Source organism: Odoribacter splanchnicus DSM 20712 (genome assembly GCF_000190535.1).
Classification (GTDB): domain Bacteria; phylum Bacteroidota; class Bacteroidia; order Bacteroidales; family Marinifilaceae; genus Odoribacter; species Odoribacter splanchnicus.
Genome location: NC_015160.1, coordinates 266,017 through 284,124, shown reverse-complemented (window position 1 = coordinate 284,124; position 18,108 = coordinate 266,017). Strand labels below are relative to the sequence as shown.

At 43.9% G+C, this 18,108-nt stretch carries 17 protein-coding genes; 8 read left to right on the top strand and 9 right to left on the bottom strand.

The window, feature by feature from the left end:
• Positions 1 to 268: 268 nt before the first annotated feature.
• From ODOSP_RS01190 to mazG, 3 genes are all read right to left on the bottom strand, one after another.
• Positions 269 to 3,499, bottom strand: a complete 3,231-nt coding sequence (locus ODOSP_RS01190) for an FAD-dependent oxidoreductase (protein WP_013610592.1) — start codon at positions 3,497 to 3,499, stop codon at positions 269 to 271.
• Between the two features lie 108 nt (positions 3,500 to 3,607).
• Positions 3,608 to 3,976 (bottom strand): hypothetical protein, encoded by a 369-nt coding sequence (locus tag ODOSP_RS01185; RefSeq protein ID WP_013610591.1) that lies wholly within the window; start codon positions 3,974 to 3,976, stop codon positions 3,608 to 3,610.
• Positions 3,977 to 3,986: 10 nt separating this feature from the next.
• On the bottom strand, positions 3,987 to 4,775 hold the full coding sequence (gene mazG / locus ODOSP_RS01180) for a nucleoside triphosphate pyrophosphohydrolase (protein WP_013610590.1): 789 nt from the start codon (positions 4,773 to 4,775) through the stop codon (positions 3,987 to 3,989).
• Between the two features lie 181 nt (positions 4,776 to 4,956).
• On the opposite strand from mazG, the gene ODOSP_RS01175 reads away from it, so the two are divergent.
• Positions 4,957 to 5,922: a PhoH family protein gene (locus ODOSP_RS01175; RefSeq protein ID WP_013610589.1), complete on the top strand. Its 966-nt coding sequence runs from the start codon at positions 4,957 to 4,959 to the stop codon at positions 5,920 to 5,922.
• A 27-nt stretch (positions 5,923 to 5,949) separates the two neighbouring features.
• Entirely contained in the window at positions 5,950 to 6,894 is a 945-nt protein-coding gene (locus ODOSP_RS01170; protein WP_013610588.1) for a phosphoribosylaminoimidazolesuccinocarboxamide synthase, read from the top strand.
• A gap of 76 nt (positions 6,895 to 6,970) precedes the next feature.
• Here ODOSP_RS01170 and cdaA read toward each other — a convergent pair whose 3' ends face one another.
• Positions 6,971 to 7,756: a diadenylate cyclase CdaA gene (cdaA, locus tag ODOSP_RS01165; protein WP_013610587.1), complete on the bottom strand. Its 786-nt coding sequence runs from the start codon at positions 7,754 to 7,756 to the stop codon at positions 6,971 to 6,973.
• Positions 7,757 to 7,877: 121 nt separating this feature from the next.
• Between cdaA and ODOSP_RS01160 the strand changes: the two genes are divergently transcribed.
• The gene (locus ODOSP_RS01160; protein WP_013610586.1) at positions 7,878 to 8,507 is read left to right on the top strand and encodes a LolA family protein; all 630 of its coding nucleotides are present in this window, start codon (positions 7,878 to 7,880) and stop codon (positions 8,505 to 8,507) included.
• Positions 8,508 to 8,898: 391 nt separating this feature from the next.
• On the opposite strand, the gene ODOSP_RS01155 is transcribed toward ODOSP_RS01160, so the two are convergent.
• Positions 8,899 to 10,533 carry a beta-L-arabinofuranosidase domain-containing protein gene (locus ODOSP_RS01155; RefSeq protein WP_013610585.1) on the bottom strand — a complete coding sequence of 545 codons (1,635 nt, stop codon included), beginning with the start codon at positions 10,531 to 10,533 and terminating at the stop codon, positions 8,899 to 8,901.
• Between the two features lie 225 nt (positions 10,534 to 10,758).
• Here ODOSP_RS01155 and ODOSP_RS01150 point away from each other — a divergent pair, with 225 nt between their 5' ends.
• From ODOSP_RS01150 to ODOSP_RS01140, 3 genes are all read left to right on the top strand, one after another.
• Positions 10,759 to 11,898 carry an aldose epimerase family protein gene (locus tag ODOSP_RS01150; RefSeq protein ID WP_013610584.1) on the top strand — a complete coding sequence of 380 codons (1,140 nt, stop codon included), beginning with the start codon at positions 10,759 to 10,761 and terminating at the stop codon, positions 11,896 to 11,898.
• Positions 11,899 to 12,037: 139 nt separating this feature from the next.
• The gene (locus ODOSP_RS01145) at positions 12,038 to 13,021 is read left to right on the top strand and encodes a family 43 glycosylhydrolase (RefSeq protein WP_013610583.1); all 984 of its coding nucleotides are present in this window, start codon (positions 12,038 to 12,040) and stop codon (positions 13,019 to 13,021) included.
• 46 nt (positions 13,022 to 13,067) lie between these two features.
• Complete coding sequence (locus ODOSP_RS01140; RefSeq protein WP_013610582.1) at positions 13,068 to 14,072, top strand: family 43 glycosylhydrolase; 1,005 nt, start codon at positions 13,068 to 13,070, stop codon at positions 14,070 to 14,072.
• 70 nt (positions 14,073 to 14,142) lie between these two features.
• Here ODOSP_RS01140 and ychF read toward each other — a convergent pair whose 3' ends face one another.
• Positions 14,143 to 15,243: a redox-regulated ATPase YchF gene (gene ychF / locus ODOSP_RS01135; RefSeq protein ID WP_013610581.1), complete on the bottom strand. Its 1,101-nt coding sequence runs from the start codon at positions 15,241 to 15,243 to the stop codon at positions 14,143 to 14,145.
• Positions 15,244 to 15,333: 90 nt separating this feature from the next.
• On the opposite strand from ychF, the gene ODOSP_RS01130 reads away from it, so the two are divergent.
• Both ODOSP_RS01130 and ODOSP_RS01125 read left to right on the top strand, forming a co-directional pair.
• A complete protein-coding gene (locus tag ODOSP_RS01130; protein ID WP_013610580.1) occupies positions 15,334 to 15,966 on the top strand; it encodes a Crp/Fnr family transcriptional regulator in 633 nt (210 codons plus the stop codon).
• 105 nt (positions 15,967 to 16,071) lie between these two features.
• The gene (locus tag ODOSP_RS01125) at positions 16,072 to 16,425 is read left to right on the top strand and encodes a lipocalin-like domain-containing protein (protein ID WP_013610579.1); all 354 of its coding nucleotides are present in this window, start codon (positions 16,072 to 16,074) and stop codon (positions 16,423 to 16,425) included.
• A 21-nt stretch (positions 16,426 to 16,446) separates the two neighbouring features.
• Here ODOSP_RS01125 and ODOSP_RS01120 read toward each other — a convergent pair whose 3' ends face one another.
• The 3 genes from ODOSP_RS01120 to ODOSP_RS01110 are packed head-to-tail and all read right to left on the bottom strand — an operon-like array spanning position 16,447 to position 18,102.
• Positions 16,447 to 17,064 carry a DUF5715 family protein gene (locus ODOSP_RS01120; protein ID WP_013610578.1) on the bottom strand — a complete coding sequence of 206 codons (618 nt, stop codon included), beginning with the start codon at positions 17,062 to 17,064 and terminating at the stop codon, positions 16,447 to 16,449.
• Positions 17,065 to 17,078: 14 nt separating this feature from the next.
• Positions 17,079 to 17,579 carry a DUF4252 domain-containing protein gene (locus ODOSP_RS01115; protein ID WP_041556231.1) on the bottom strand — a complete coding sequence of 167 codons (501 nt, stop codon included), beginning with the start codon at positions 17,577 to 17,579 and terminating at the stop codon, positions 17,079 to 17,081.
• A 25-nt stretch (positions 17,580 to 17,604) separates the two neighbouring features.
• Complete coding sequence (locus tag ODOSP_RS01110; protein WP_013610576.1) at positions 17,605 to 18,102, bottom strand: DUF4252 domain-containing protein; 498 nt, start codon at positions 18,100 to 18,102, stop codon at positions 17,605 to 17,607.
• Positions 18,103 to 18,108 lie beyond the last annotated feature (6 nt).

The following is an 18,108-nucleotide window of genomic DNA, read 5'->3' as shown; positions in this document are numbered from 1 at the left end:
GCTACCTGCGGCAAATATAAAGAATAAAACTCAGAATAATTTAAATCCCCGGAATGTTAATCCGCAGCTCTCCGATATATTTACCGTATATACGAGCAGAACATACGTAAAAAAACACCCGACGGTAACACAAACCGAGCGAGAGGAGTGACAAACAGAAAATCCCTACAGGCACCTTTCCGGAGAAGGCTCAGGCCTGATCGGCCGTTGCAGTGACCATAAAAAAGCGCCCGCAGGGTTTATGAACTTTACAGACCTTACAAACTTTTTATTTAAACGCCTTTTCGGATAATCCGGGCCCGTTCAGTTTCAATTTTTCAAAATATTCCGGAACAGGACGTCCCAGCAATTTGTCGACATACATCCGGGCAATATACTGCGAAAGCATGAATCCGTGTCCACGCATTCCGACGAACAGTCCCAATTCAGGATCGACAATATAACGGGGTTCGGTGTAATATCCGGCCCATACCGCTTGTATTCCTACGCCGGCCAAATCGGGAATCCATTCGGAGAACATCTCGCTGACGATTTCCAAAAAAGCTTTTGTATTTACTTTCAGATTCTTATCGATACGCATAGCGTCGAGTTTCGGCGAAGCACAACCGATAATCTGGCCGGTATAGGCAATCTGTTGACCATAAACCGCAGAAAAACCTTTGTAATCCTGCCGGTCGATCAACATATCCAGATTCGTCCCATGTTTACCTAACATCGGTAAACGGCGGGTAATGAAAGCCTGATGGCGTACAGGATACAATCCGGCATCTATTCCCATACTATCGCACAATTTACCGGCTCCGCTCCCCAAAGCATTTACAAAATGTTCGGTACGATACTCCACATATTTTTTATCGTGGGTCTGTACCAAAACACTGGTATATTTCCCCTCCCGGCAAGCTTCGAGCACCCGGCAATCCTCCATGACCGTCCCTCCGGCAGCTATTCCCAGATTACGTACCAGGTCTACTACTTTTCCGGGAGTCGCCTGCCAGCAATCCTCCGATACCAAGGCCGAAATATATTTTTTAGGATTAGCATTAAAATATGGAGAAATCTCTTCCCGGAACTGCTTCGGAGCGATCATTTCCGCTTTCGACCAGGCTTTGCTGGCTTCCAGTGCTTTATAAGTCTCCTCATCGTGCGCAAAACTGATGTACCGGATAGGTTTGTAATCGATATTGGACAGATATTGTAATTCTTTAAAAATATGATGATTCTGAGCCGCTATTTCTGCCAGTTCGGGTAAAGAGAAGGCCGTACGTCCGCCGCCGATATTTCTCCACGACGATCCCCGGTCGGCATTCACCAATATCGGATTCATACCTGCCTCTGCCATATAACGGAACAACGAGCTTCCGGCAATACCTCCTCCGGCAATCAAAGCACTGACTTCTATCTTCTTGAAGGTATCCCGATTGGCTACCAGATAAGTATCTCCTTTTTTAGCAGGTGCGATCTCACCCAAGGTCAATTGATTCGACAACGGAGCCCGGGGAGTGGCATCTCCGACCAATTCGATTCCTCTGCTGCGAAGCGCTGTCCGCAAACGGGGAATACACCGTTTACCACGGCAGGGCCCCATGCCCAGGTGGGTCGTATGTTTGATTTCATCTATCGAAATAAAGGTCCGGTCCCCGATCACTTGCAATACTTCTTCCAGTTTTACATCATCACAATGGCAAATATAGGTGGGCCCTGCTGTATCTTCCAACAAAGGTTTCGGCTGCAAAGGTTCCGGGTAATTGTCTTTCACAACGAATCCCCTGACCCGCGTCAGGGCATCCCCTTGTATTGTCAGGGATTTTACCCGGGCTACATTCGTTTTATTCGGTTTATGCAGAATCTTTTCGATCTTTCCTTCTCCCAGTATCTCCCCGTTATTGTTCACCAGATAGACTTCCGCCCCTTCATATGCTTCATATTCAATCGGTAAGAAAAGATTGTCTTTCCGTAGATCATAACCGAAAATAGCCAGTCCGGGGCACTGATAAACGCATTCCATACAACCGATACACTTATCGTAATCGATTACCGGCACCGTGGAAGTCGAAGTTTTGGTAATCGCACCATGCGGACAGGCAAAGGAACACGGGTTACAAGCAAAGCCATACAGGCAATCCGCCTGTACGAATCCCCGGGCCAGCCGTCTGGATTCTTCCGGCAAACGGGGTTCTTCCAATACTTTCACCGGATGTTGCTGCGAATCGATGTATTCTTTGGACAACAAAAGGTAATCGTCATAATCCAGCCGTACACCTAGTTCCATCATAATCTGCATCGCCGTATGCCGTCCTTTCAGTACCGCACTGGTCCCTTCACCGATCCGGATCGCATCCCCGGCAGCAAAACAACGTCCGCCGAACACCTCTTTTCCTTTGGTGAGCAACTGATTATCCGGGATCAATCCGGTACAAATATTGATAACATCGATTCCTTCGATCACCTTTTCCGTACCCGGAACCGGACGGAAGTTTTCACACCGGGCGATCACCGCACCGACGATACCATTATGTTCTTTATTCGGGATTGCCTTCAACAGCATATGCGAAGTCAGAATCGGAATAGCCAAACGCCTAACCCGGTTGGCCTGAACCGGGAATCCCCCTTCCCGGGGCATCGCTTCCAGAATAGCCTTGACACGCACTCCGGCCTGCATCAGCTGGTAAGAGGTCAGGTAACCGATATTACCGGCACCGATCGTCAGGACGTTTTTACCCAATAAGGTCAACTCGCTGTTCATCATTTTCTGCACGACAGCGGCAGTATATACCCCCGGCAGGTCATCGTTCTCGAAAGCCGGCATAAACGGCACGGCACCTGTTGCAACAACCAGGTAATCCGCATCAACAAAAAATATCTCCTCGGTCTGTATATTTTTCACGGCCACCCTTTTCCCTTCGAGCAAATCCCAAACCGTAGAATTCAGATAAATACCGTCGGTATTTTCTCCGGCCAATGTCCTGGCTATATCGAATCCACGCATCCCACCAAAACGTTTTTCTTTTTCGAAAAAGAAAAACTGATGGGTTTGCATAGTAAATTGTCCTCCTGTCTTATCGTTATTATCGATGACGATATTATCTACACCATATTTATTGAATTCTTCCCGAACAGCAAGTCCTGCAGGTCCAGCCCCGATAATCACCACCGTCGTACGCAAAATTTTCTTTTTATCGGCTACCGGTTGTTTTACCTTTCTGGCCATAAAATCTTCGGTCACTTCCCGCACTTCCTTCACTCCATCCACTTTCGTAATACAAATCCGCCGGATTTTTCCATCCACCAACATTTCACAAGCCCCACATTTACCGATACCGCATTCCAGCGAACGTTCCCGCCCGTCCAGACTATGACTATGCACCGGAAAGCCTGCCCGATGCAATGCCGCAGCTATCGTATATCCCTTCTCTCCTTCTACCTCCTGCCCGTTATATTTAAAGATGACTTTATCCCTCACCGGGACTTCCAACACCGGATGTTTTTTAATTTTTGACATAATAACTGGTTTTAGATTAATAGCATGGGCAATTTAAAAGAAAAGAATAAAAAAAAAGCTGACTTTCGTCAACTTTCCTGAATTTTGTATACCGGTATGACAGGCATTTCAAATTTCCATGGGCAAACTAGTAGCTACTTTTTCAAACTCAAAATATCCTTCCACCCCTTGTCCGTCTTTACTTACTCCTTTAATCGTATTATCATCGACCAATAACCCGAACCAATGATCCAGCTGATAGGTAATCGGAAACTCCGAATGAATGATGTCGAACTCGACGGCTTCCAGCCGCACTTTACGTCCTTCCAGTTCTCCTTTTAAAAATTCCTGTATCATATAAGAACTCTCTCCTTCGACTTTATCCGTAAACACAATCCTGCCGGCCAGCATTTGTCCTTTCTGTTTCAGGTAAAGCTCACCTTCAGCGACACCGTAGCCGTAATTCTCGATATATCTCCATTTCCCTGTCAAATCCATCTTTTACCCCCTATTTCTGTTCTCTCCCTTTTGCTTCCTGCCAATAAACCTCCATCTCTTCCAGGCTCATATCCGATAAATTTTTCCCTGTCTCTTTCGCTTTATCTTCCACATAACCGAAACGGCTGATAAATTTCCGGTTTGTCTTTTCCAATGCATTCTCGGGATTAATACCGTATAAGCGGGCTGCATTGATGACCGAAAACAAAAAATCCCCGAATTCCTGCTCCATCTTTTCCTGGTCGGCTTTCGCTATTTCTGTCTCGAACTCTTGCAGTTCCTCTTTTACTTTGGTCCATACCTCCTCCTTTTGTTTCCAGTCGAACCCGGCTCCCCGCGCTTTGTCCTGTATACGATAAGCCTTTACCAAAGCCGGCAATGACACGGGAACCCCTTCCAATACCCGGTGTTTCCGCCCTTTTTCCTTCAATTTCAACTGCTCCCAATTTTGCAATACCTCTTCAGCACTATCCACTTTCACCCCGCCATAAATATGAGGATGCCGGTATTTCAATTTCTCACAGATACTATTCAGCACATCGGTGATGTCGAAAGCTTCTTTTTCACTGCCTATCTGGGCATAAAATACGATATGCATCAACAAATCCCCCAATTCTTTCTTCACTTCGGCCATGTCTCCTGTCAGAATAGCATCTCCCAGTTCATACACCTCTTCGATCGACAAAGCCCTCAACGATTCCATCGTCTGTTTTCTATCCCAGGGACACTCGACGCGAAGTGTTGCGATCACTTCCAGTAATTCGGCAAAAGCCTCTTTTTTCTTTTCCAGATCTTCCATAAATAACTAGTCAAAGAGGTTATCTCTACCTCCTTCCGGGACAGCTTACCCGACAGCCTCATGCATTTCTCACCAATTCGCGGCTGCAAAAATAACGTATTTTTGTGATTAAAAAAAATCGGTATCTGCCCTCACATATCATAAAAAAGGTAGTACCTTTGTTATATTTATTGAAGATTGCATGATTGAGAAAAGAATAAGTATAGGGAATATAGATCCCATTGATTTCTACGGAGTTAACAATTCAAAATTCAATCTATTAAAAGAGTATTTTCCCAAACTGAAGATCACAGCCCGGGGAGATGAAATTATTATCCAGGGAGAAATCAACGATATAGAAATTTTAAATACTAAAATCATTGCTTTACTCGAGCACTACCACCGTTATAATATGCTCACGGTAGCGAATCTGAAACGGATCATCCTGGAAGATCATGTTGTCGCCGATCCGGAAGATACCGAATCGGTGATTTTATACGGGAATGCCGGTAAAGCGATCCGTGCCCGTACCTCCAATCAGCGTAAACTGGTAGAACTGGCCAGAACCAATGATTTATTGTTCGCTACCGGTCCTGCCGGTTCGGGTAAAACCTATACAGCGATCGCCCTGGCTGTAAGGGCTTTGCGTAATCGTGAAGTGAAACGGATCGTGTTAAGCCGTCCGGCTGTCGAGGCCGGTGAAAACCTGGGATTCCTGCCCGGAGATATGAAAGAAAAGGTAGATCCTTATCTTCAGCCTCTATACGACGCCCTGTCGGACATGATTCCGCCCAAAAAGCTGGAAGAATATCTGGAATCCGAAATTATCCAAATAGCTCCGCTGGCTTATATGAGAGGACGCACGTTAAACGACTCTTTCGTAATCCTCGACGAAGCCCAGAATACGACCCGCAATCAGTTGAAAATGTTTTTAACCCGAATGGGGATCAGTGCAAAATTTGTAATCACCGGTGATATGAGTCAGATCGACTTACCCCGGCGTGGAGATTCGGGCCTCATTCATGCTTTCAAAATCCTGAAAGACATCAAGGGCATCGCTTTCGTGGAATTTAATTCCGACGATATCGTACGTCACCGGCTGGTGAAGGATATTGTAAAAGCTTACAATGAAGAGCAGGAAGAACGGCAAGGAAAGAATGAAGAATAAATAGATTAAATTTTTAATATAATTTCTATGGATGCTATTGTAAAAACAGATTTCTGTTTCCCGGGACAAAAAAGTGTGTACAAAGGGAAAGTGCGTGACGTATATGATATCAATGATGAATATCTGGTCATGGTGGTTTCAGACCGAATTTCGGCCTTCGACGTCATATTGCCGGAAGGAGTGCCTTACAAAGGGCAGGTATTGAATCAAATCGCATCTAAATTCCTGGATGCAACCGCAGATATCGTTCCGAACTGGAAAATAGCCACACCGGACCCGATGGTTACCGTCGGACATAAATGCGAACCGTTCAAAGTAGAAATGGTGATCCGGGGTTACCTGACCGGAAGTTCCTGGCGGGCTTATAAATCCGGAGAACGTACCCTTTGCGGTCTGCCCTTACCCGAAGGAATGAGAGAAAATCAGAAATTCGACTCTCCTCTGATCACTCCCACGACAAAAGCCGATGAAGGTCATGACGAAAATATTTCCAAAGAAGAAATCATCGCTCAAGGCTTAGTTAGCCGCGAAGATTACGAGCTGATGGAAAAATACACCTATGCCTTATTCCAACGCGGGACAGAAATTGCAGCCGAGAAAGGATTGATTTTGGTAGATACCAAATATGAATTCGGAAAGAAAAACGGTCGGATTTACCTGATCGACGAAATCCATACACCGGATTCTTCCCGTTATTTCTATGCAGAAGGGTATGAAGAACGTTTCGCCAAAGGTGAAAAACAAAAACAATTATCCAAAGAATTCGTTCGTGAATGGTTGATGGATAACGGCTTTCAGGGACAAGCCGGACAAAAAGTACCGGAAATGACTCCCGCAGTAGTTGCCGGAATTACCGATCGTTACATCGAATTATATGAACACATCACAGGCCAGAAATTCGTAAAAGCCGATTCTACCCATGTGCTGAAACGAATCGAAGACAATGTCAACGCTTGTCTGAAAACTTTATAAACCAACCGCTTACCGTCAAAAGAGGGGTTCTGCATGCAGGACCCCTGTTTTACTACCACCGGCCGGGCAAATCACATTATTTCACCACAAAGCCGGAGAAATCGTTGCTCAAAAATTTTTTCAATTCCTCGGGACTCACTTTTACTTTAAAACTTCCGTCTTTAAAGAAAGTGATATTTCCGGTTTCTTCGCTCACGACAACCACATAAGCATCGCTCACCCCACTGAGTCCCAAAGCAGCCCGATGCCGCAATCCCATACTTCCGGGAATATCCCGGCGATCGGAGACCGGAAGAATACAACGGGCGGCTAAAATCTTATTTTCATTGATGATAACGGCTCCATCGTGTAAAGGCGTATTCTTGAAAAAAATATTTTCAATCAATTCATCGGTCACCTTCGCTTTCATCATGACCCCTGTCTGGGCATAATTGTACAACTCGGTATTTTGCTGAAAAACAATCAAAGCCCCCGTCTTCGAAGCCGAAAAATTCACACAGGCCTCGACGATAGCATCCGATACATCTTCCTTGATCACAGGCTTGGCAAACAATTTCTCCAGATTGAAAATATTCTGCAAATTATATTTACTACCCACCAGCAATAAAAACCGGCGGACTTCCTGTTGAAAAACGATCAGCAGGGCGATCATTCCCATACCGAAAAACTGCCCCATAATGGAGGTGATCAGCTCCATATTCAACGCCCTCACCAACAACCAGGCCACATAAAACGTAAAAATTCCGGCAAAGATATTAATCGCTACCGTCCCCTTCACCAAACGATAAATCTGATAAAAAATAAAAGCAACGATCAGAATATCCAGTATATCGAAAAAGCCGAGCTTGATAAATAACAACATAGGTCCTTAAACTTATTTCACCATACAAATCTAAATAAAATTTCAGAATATACGGTACATTCTGTATCTTTGCCGTAATGAAATTACAAAATAGGATCAGAACACATTAAAACTTTTTATTATGCGATATTTTATGACCCTTCTATTTGTGCTCCTCGCTTATGCAGTATTTGCACAAAACGACCCGAAAGCAAAAGAAATATTGGATAAAGCAGCTGCAAAATTCAAAGCTTACCCGGCAGCAGAAATCGACTTTACCCTAACGATGGAAAACCCCAGCGAAAATATCCATGAAATGCACGAAGGAAAAGCCTGGATGAAGGGAAATCTTTATAAACTCAACGTGATGGACGTTGAAAACTATTACGACGGGAAAAATATCTATACCTATATGCCGGAAGTACAGGAAGTCAACATCAAAAATCCCAATGAAGAAGAAGAGATGTTGAATCCGACGACACTTTTCGATATCCACAACCAAGGATTCGACCAAAAACTGGTCAGCACGGGCAACGACATAACCTACATCGAACTTTTTCCTACAGATAAAAGCCGTAACTTTACAAAAATCGGTATCTGGGTAAATCCGGCCACTTCATCGATACAAAAAGTAACCTCTTTCGGCAAAGACGGAAACAATGTCCTGATCACAATCAAATCCATCAAACAAAGTTCACCCGTACCTGCCGATTCATTCTTTAAATTCGACCCGGCTAAACATCCGGAAGTAGAAGTTATCGATCTCAGATAAAAATTTTATCCCATATAAATTACAGTATTTACATATTATTTATACCTATAATTTAGACTTATTTTTTCTATACCGTTCCGATTCTGAACTGCCCCCCCGAAAAGTTGGACAGATTACATTAACCTATTATAGAATCACGGGGACGGGGCAATTGTGCGAAAATTTCGCACAATTGCCCCGTCCCCGTGATTGGTCCGAAGAATAGCAAGCAAAACCATCCTCCAGTCCCGTACATATAATAATGTCCGTCGGAAGCCAACAAAAAAACATAAGAATCTCCTAAGGCTATATCCAAAGGATTCCGAAAAACAGTCTTCTATCCGCTTTTACATGAGGACAGGAGAATCCAATTACTATAATATACCATCCAAATCTCACCTTGCAGGCTCTATTATTCGGATACGGCAGGGAAAGCAGAAATCCGCAAACGGGCAGCTCCCATCGGTATCAAGGTTATATTTTCAATCTGCGGGGATTTCGGTGCATCTGTTTCAGGCAACACAGCACACAATCCATACTTATCGATCTTCCACGAAGGAATCCGGCGGCCCTGTGCTTTCACTTCCAAGGGGACATTACCGGGAGTAAACGGGAAATTCACATTTTCTTTCGTATCCACCGTAAAAGCAATGGTTTCTTCGAACGGATAGTGAGTGGTTTCTTTCAAAACGATCTCTTTACCATTCCCCACTTTAGCTTTAACCTGACAAGCTCCGTAAAGAGCGGCCACCAGACCGTTATCCGGAGTAGCCATCACCAAATGTTCGGTATAATAAGGCCATCCCTGTGCGTGATTATGCTGGCAACACCGGCTGCTAAAAGGATTCATCGCCAGGAAAGGCCCTCCGTTATCAATCCCGGGATTATGATTTTGAGCATCACTCAACACCTGATTGGGGGAAGTTATATAACGCAAAGCCCTGAAATCAGGCATCACCGCTGCGGGATAAGAATTGAAGGCCACGTTCTCACACTGTTCTGCCCACATCGGATCGCCAGTGATACGCATCATCAATTCGTCGGAAGCCATTTCTTCGACAAACCCACAGGTTTCAGTTCCTTGCCGGGGATCGATACATCCCATCCGGGCATTTTCATCAGCCCCGAACATACCACCCGGCACTTGCCCGAAGCAACGGCGAATCAAAGCATGTACATTATAGCTGGCAGCCAAATGGGCCGAATCACCCGACAGCATATAATAAGTGGCCGGTTCACGGAAACACTGTGCTACATTCACATTATGCCAGTTGGGTAAACGACTGTCCATTGTCCAATCGGCCGTACAACGGTGAATCTTCTCCGCCAGTTCCAATAAAAATGAATCACCGGTAATATTATACAACCAATATACACTCCAAAGGTTATCACCTCCCCGGCTATTTTCCCAATAATCCCTCAGGAATTTACTGTCATCGACCGTCAACTGCCATTTGAAATAATTGGTCATCAAATCGATCACCCGTTGATCGCCGGAATATTCATAATAAGACTGCATACACCACAACATAATCATGTTAGCCCACAATTCCCGGCGGCCATCCCGTTCGTTTACCGGTCCGAAATACCCGTCCGGTTGTACACTTTTGAAAACCCCTTCCAGCCAAACTTTTGTTTCGGCAATCATTTTAGGATCGTTCAGGATATAGGCCAGATTACCGTACCCCTTCAACCAATAGGGCACCTCTTCCCAACCGTGTTGTCCGCCAGCAGTCAGCCAAGCATTATCGTTTTTTTCCAGCCAGGCACTGATTTCTCCCAAATGTCCGGTCAGCCCGTCTCTCTGCAATTCCAGGTATTTTCTCAGCCATCCTTCGGGTTGAATACTCCCTACAGGTAATTTAATAAACTGTAAAGGCTTCAAAGGGGCCCGGCTAGCGGTATAATTCACATTGGCCACCTTAGTCGAAGGACGTTCTACTACAGCAATATGCTCTTCGTCAGCCGAACAAAAACCGGTGAATAAAATACCTGTTGCCAATAAAGCACCTGCACAAACCGACAACGATTTTGTGAATAAAGTCATCATTTTAGATTAAAAATTTCTATAGCGTAAAAATAGTTCCAAAATGAGACAAAAGGTAAAAGAATCTAACCATTAAATGTCAATATCAGGTAAAAATCAAGTCCGGAATCAGGCTTCAAACGTTTGGTTTGATCTGAAAATACCATTTTATGACATAATTTTATTAGTATCCTATCCGGATTATTTCTTATTTTGTAACAAAATTACACACTAAATACTTTATATATGAAAAAAAGATTACTCATCGTATGCTGTGCATTGTGCTCTCTGATGGCTTGTAACAGCAAGACCGATACGGGCACGACCTTATCCGGATTAAAGAAAGCAGATTTCGACACGACGGTTTCCGGAAAAAAAGTCGCTTTATACGAACTGAAAAACAAAAATGGTGTAGAGGTAGCGATCACGAACTACGGAGGTCGTATCGTTTCTATTTGGGTACCCGACCGGAACGGCAAGTTCGGTGACATCATGCTGGCCCACAGTTCTATCGCCGATTATATCGCCGACCAAGGTGGTAATTTCGGAGCTCTGATCGGACGCTATGGTAACCGGATCAATCAGGGACGTTTTATCCTGGACGGCCAGGAATACCAATTGCCTCAAAATAATTACGGTCACTGCTTACACGGAGGCGACACCGGATTTCATCACCGGATTTGGGATGCAACCCAACCCAATGCCCAGACATTAGTCCTGAGCTGTGTTTCTCCCGACGGAGAAGCCGGTTTTCCGGGAACGCTGAAAACAACGGTTACTTACAGCTTGTCCGACGACAATGCTCTTCAGATCAACTATGAAGCAGAAACCGACAAACCGACGATCGTCAATCTGACCAATCATGCTTATTTCAACCTATCAGGAGATGGCAAAACCACCATTCTGGATCATCAGTTGACGCTGAATGCCGATTATTATACTCCGGTGGACAGTACGTTTATGACTACCGGCGAAATCGCACCGGTCGAAGGTACTCCGATGGATTTCCGGACAGCAACCGCAATCGGTGCCAGAATCGATAATTACGATTTCGAACAATTGAAAAACGGTCACGGCTACGACCACAACTACGTTTTGAACACCCAAGGCGACATCAGCCAAGTTGCAGCTAAAGTGTACGACCCCAAAAGCGGACGTACTCTGGAAGTATATACCAACGAACCGGGTATTCAATTTTATGCCGGCAATTTCCTCGACGGGACTGTAAAAGGTAAACACGGTATTTACTATCCCTTACGTTCTGCTCTTTGCCTGGAAACACAACACTATCCCGATTCCCCCAACAAAGCCGACTGGCCTTCGGTTGTCGTACGTCCGGGAGAAAAATATCATAGCACCTGTATTTATAAATTCGGTGCAGAATAACCGATAGCTCCTGTTAGTATGACAAGGAGATACCCAAGCAATTTATAAAGTTAAAACGGTGACAACAGTAAAAACGGTAACAAAGGTTGCAAACTGGACTGTCACCGTTTTCTTTTTGATTATTATGACTTCAATATTTATGAAAATAAGCTTCATCTTCATACTTTTCCTCTTCTGTTCTCTCCATAGTTATGGAACAACACCTAAAATTAAAGTTTACTGTAATCCGGTTCTGGCTAAGTCGACTCCGGATCCTACTGTGATTCAAGCTCCCGACGGAATGTTTTATTTATACGCCACCGAGGATATTCACAATATACCGATTTATAAATCTCCCGATCTGGTTAACTGGACTTTTGTCGGAACTGCTTTCACCGATGCGACACGTCCGACTTTCGAACCCAAAGCCGGTTTGTGGGCGCCGGATATCAATCACATCGATGGGAAATACGTGCTATACTATGCGATGTCCCGCTGGGGAGGAGAACATACTTGCGGTATCGGATGCGCCGTTGCCGACTCGCCGGCAGGACCATTTACGGACCAGGGAAAACTCTTCAGGAGTAATGAAATCGGAGTTCAAAACTCTATCGATCCCTTTTATATCGAAGAAAACGGAGAAAAATACCTGTTTTGGGGAAGTTTCCGGGGTATTTATTATATCGAATTAAGCGAAGATGGACTTCATATCCGTCCCGGTGCAAAACCGACGCAGATAGCAGGAACGGCCTACGAAGCCGTATATGTCCATAAAAAAGGCAAGTATTACTATCTGTTCGCTTCCATCGGTTCATGTTGTCAGGGAGAAAAAAGTACCTACACCACGGTCGTCGGCAGGTCGGAAAGCCTGTTCGGCCCTTACATGGACAAAAACGGCAATTCCATGCTCGACAACCACCACGAGGTGGTCATTCATCCCAATGCTAGTTTTGCCGGTACGGGGCACAATGCCGAAATCATGACCGATAAAAAAGGAGACGACTGGATTTTATATCATGCTTATATCCGGGATAAGGCCAAACAAGGGCGGGTAGTGATGCTCGACCGGATACACTGGAAAAAGGGTTGGCCTTACGTGGAAGGAAATATGCCGTCGAATGAAGCCCAGGCTCCCAAATTCTAAATGTATCCTTGTAAAGCTTTTGTACTAATCTAATCACTCTACAGCCATGAAAATTTTATTTTTCATTCTATTCCTGCTTTACACCATGAGTTTGTGGGGACAACACCAAGCTCCGGCTCCCCTATTCCGGGATCCGATTACCGATGGAGCTGCCGACCCGGTACTTATCTGGAACCGGACTGAAAAAAACTGGTGGATGCTTTACACGCAACGCCGGGCAAATTCCGAAACCGCAGACGTCGCCTATTGTTATGGGAATCAGATCGGTATAGCCTCTTCCGACGACCATGGTCAAAGTTGGGTTTACCGGGGCACTCTCGACCTGGATATCGAACCGGGACACAACACATTCTGGGCACCGGATGTCGTGTATCACAACGGTAAATACCATATGTTCGTATCTTATATTCAAGGCGTACGCAATCATTGGAGCGGGAATGCCTGTATCGCCCACTACACTAGTAAAAATTTATGGGACTGGAAATATGCAGGAAAACCACAGATCAACTCCAATATCATCGATCCTACCTTATACCGGACTCCCGACGGTACTTGGAAAATGTGGTACAAAGACCAGAACCGCGGCTCTGTGACAATGATGGCCGAAAGTAAAAATCTAAAAAAATGGATTACCCACGATCAGCCGGCAATTGGAGGGAATGCCCATGAAGGCCCCAAAGTATTCCGTTTCGGCAATTATTACTGGATGATCACCGATGAATGGCAAGGTTTGCGGGTATACCGTTCCACCGACTTAAATACCTGGGAAAAACAAGGATTGCTCCTGGATAAACCAGGCAAGCGTTTCCAGGATACTCCTCAGGGAGCACATGCCGACGTCGTTGTGGCCGGAGATAAAGCTTATATATTCTACTTCACACACCCGGGACGTAAATCACATACCGAAACCCGAAATGATGAATCAGGCAACCTACCGTATCAATACCGGAGAAGTTGTATTCAAGTAGCTCCCTTGACCATCCAGGACGGCCTTCTAATCTGTGACCGCAATAGCGATTTCGACTTCTATCTACCTAACGAAGAAGACTGATGAAAAATCGATCACGGGGACGGGGCAATTGTGCGAAATTTTCGCACAATTGCCCCGTCCCCGTGATCGATTATACATTAAATCTAAAATTCATCATATCTCCATCCTGCACCACATAATCTTTCCCTTCTACCGACATTTTGCCGGCTTCTTTGCATTTCGTTTCGGAACCGTATGCAATGAAATCATCGTATTTGATCACTTCGGCCCGGATAAACCCTTTTTCGAAATCGGTATGGATAATACCGGCCGTCTGAGGTGCTTTCATACCTTTACGGAAAGTCCATGCCCTCACTTCTTTCGGGCCAGCAGTAAAATAGGTCTGAAGATTCAATAAATGATAAGCCGTACGAATCAGCTTGTTGACTCCGGCTTCCTTTAGTCCCAAATCTTCCAGAAACAATTGTTTCTCTTCGTAGGTCTCCAGTTCTGCAATATCAGCCTCAATGCCTGCCCCGATAATCAATACTTCGGCTTTTTCATTTTTCACCGCTTCACGAACAGCATCTACATATTTATTTCCCTTCACAACCGAGGCTTCGTCGACATTGCAAACATACAATACGGGTTTATTGGTCAATAATTGCAGGTCTTTGGCCGCTTCCTGTTGTAAATCGTCCAATACGACGGTACGGGCAGACAATCCTTTCTCCAAGGCAGCTTTATACAGATGAAGTACTTCAACCAAGCGTTTAGCGACCGGATCCCCACCTGTCATAGCTCTTTTCTCCTCTTTCTGTAAGCGATTATCTACTGTTTCCAAATCTTTCAACTGCAATTCAGTATCGATAATTTCCTTATCCCTCACCGGATCTACACTACCGTCCACATGTACGATATTATCGTCATCGAAACAACGTAACACATGAATAATAGCATCCGTCTCACGGATGTTAGAGAGAAACTTATTACCCAATCCTTCGCCCTTACTGGCTCCTTTCACCAGGCCGGCAATATCGACAATTTCAACCACAGCAGGAACCACATTCTGCGGATTCACCAACTCGACCAGTTTATTCAACCGTTCATCGGGAACAGTGATCACCCCGACATTGGGCTCTATCGTACAAAAAGGGAAATTGGCGGATTGCGCCTTCGCATTACTCAAACAATTAAACAAGGTAGACTTTCCAACATTCGGCAGTCCGACAATACCACATTGTAAACCCATAATATATTTTATTTTTATAATTACCTATGATTCCTTCCCTTCCGGGCGTGCAAAGATAATCAATTTTGAAAGATAATTCAATATTAAAATGTGAGGCTTTATTTGTATCTTCGTCCGGATAAACAGTATGCCGCAAGCTTCATGTCAGATATCGATATCCATATAAAAGAATTGGAGTTCCTGAAAAATATTATCCTAAAACACGGGACAAGAACAGAAATCAAGAAAAATAGTTTTTTTATCCAAAGGGGACATTTTTGCCATGAGATAGCCTATATCGTCCGGGGAAGTTTCAAATTTCTCCGCCATGACGCTAAAGGTGCAGAACACATTATGGCTTTTGCTTTCGAGAAAGAAATTATATCCTCCTACCTGCCTTCCCGAAAGGGTTGTGACGCTTTATTGGATGTAAAAGCTTTAGAAGATTCTGTCGTTATCCAGGCCCCTCTGGAAACCTTACGTTCTTTTCTTCAAATATCGGTCGACGGTGAAATTTATGTACGTGCATTCGTCGAATCGTTGGCCTTCGACTTTCTCAAAAAAATAATTTCCCTGCATTGTGATACCCCCGAGGAACGTTATCTCCAATTACAAAAAAGAGTTCCCGATATTTTGAACAGGGTTAATCTCAAAGAAATTGCTTCTTACCTCAGAATCACTCCCGAGACATTAAGCCGGATCAGAACCCGTATTCTCAACGAATCCAGAAAAAATCTTGATTAAAATCAAGATTTTTTCTCTTTCTCCAAGACAAGTTCGTCATTTCACCTATAGAATTTTATTTTTGCTATCTCCTTAAAAACAAACAACTATAAAATAAAATGTGATATGAAAAATTTTACTTTAATCGCTTGTCTGACTTTAGGCCTGATATCCTGTTCCAATACAGGTTACGAGAAAAAAATACCAGGTTCCTGGTGTGAACCCATCCCCGGCAGAGCCCAGGATGTACAAGGAATAAAATTTCAGAAAGACGGGAAAGCCAGTTCGATCAATATGGCCACTCTTCAATACAAAAGCTGGAAGATAAACGGAAAAACACTCATTCTGGAAGGAGAAAGTACCGGCAACCGTCAAACCTTACATTTTTCAGACACCCTGAATATCATACAGCTCGACAAAGACCAGTTGATTTTAAAGAAAGGAGTCGGTTACCAAATTCATTACAAAAGGTACAACTAAGAATGAAGCGCACCTGTTCACTTAACGAACAGTGATGTGAAAGCACCCTTGTTTGAATTCGTAACGGACATAACATTTCTTTTGCTTGCGCAAATCTTGCAAAACCTCTGCCAACACAGACTTTAATTTATCGGTTTCTTCTTTTTCGGCTCCTTTGTAACGGGCATATGCAACATCGAAAGTAGTTCCATAAACATGAGCTGAGTTGGCACTGGCATTCACATTTTTCTTCCGCAACTTTTTCACATTCCCGGTTGTTCTCAACACACTGGTCACGATGATCTTACGGGAAGAGAGGCCTTTACTGGAAAGGGAATCCTGAAAATTCCGGCCAATCGTCTTCAATAATTTCTCTGCCCGGGGAACCAAATAAGGGATAGAATGGGTCAATTCATCTACCTGATAATAACGACAGGAGCCGATTTTATCCAACTTTCCCATTTGCTCTTCCAACAATTCGTCAGAAGTAACCGGTTGTATCCCCCATTGTCGGGCAGCCTTCAGATGCTTATCGTTCAAATCGTTAAATGTACGTTGATAATTCCGGAAATATCGGAATTCTCCTTGTTTTTTCTTTCCACCACAACCACACGTTAAAAATATCAGCAAACCGATGAAAATATACTTCAATATCTGCATATCTGTTGTCCTTTTCAGTGGCAAAGATAACTAATCTGAGAAGTTTTAGCTAATTTTTGAATAGCTGCCAGATCGAATTTTCCTTTTACTTGCAGAAATACAACTTCCTGTTCTTCATCGACAACCGATACAAAAACCTGATGGACTTTATTTTTAACCGTTTGCATATAGAGTTTCACCTCCGATCCATCTTCTTGTACACTGATCAATTCCTCGAGTTTGCTAGCCCGGACAAATGCCCGGATATCTTTACATAGCATTTTACTTTCTTCTCCGCTACAACTCAATATGCGGAAAGAAGAACATTGCCGAATCAATGCATTTATATCGTTCGCTTCTTTCCCGATAAACCAGGAAGCCAAAAGACAACCCAAGCCATCCATTCCGAACGATCCGACATTTTCCGAATCCTGATATTTTTTGCACAATTGTTCGAACTCTTTGTTATTCTGAGCCCAAGAGGGGATTACCCAACCTCCGATTAAAATCAATACGAACAAACTTTTTTTCATCATCCCAAAGTTTAAAATTCGACACACTCTATTTCTTTACTTTTCCGAGGTACTCCATACCTTCCACATTTACTGCTTTAGCCAAACGGGAGATTTTTTTCAAATCGATCACCCCACAAAAGCTCATCAACATAAACTCTTCCTTTCCTCCTACCAATATCACCAATTCGACAATCTCCTTATTCTTTTCCCGGACATACATCCACACCTGTTCTCCTTCTTCCAGAATGCTCATCAATTCCTCATATTCAGGCTTTCGCTTCTGAAGCATCGTCCGTACTTCCTGAAAATACCGGTCTGTTTCCTGTTCTGTTGTCAGCATTTTCATACCGGTCAAATTTCGGATAATACTTTCCGTTTCAGCATCCGTGATCTCTGAAATCATTTGAAACATCCTGGAGCTGATATTGACCTGTGTAAAGACTTTATTTTCTTTCGTCTTGGCCAAAAAATCGCTCACCAGATCCTGGGCCTGGACACTACAGGTTCCTATCAAAAATAATCCAATGCATATCCACTTTTTCATTACCTA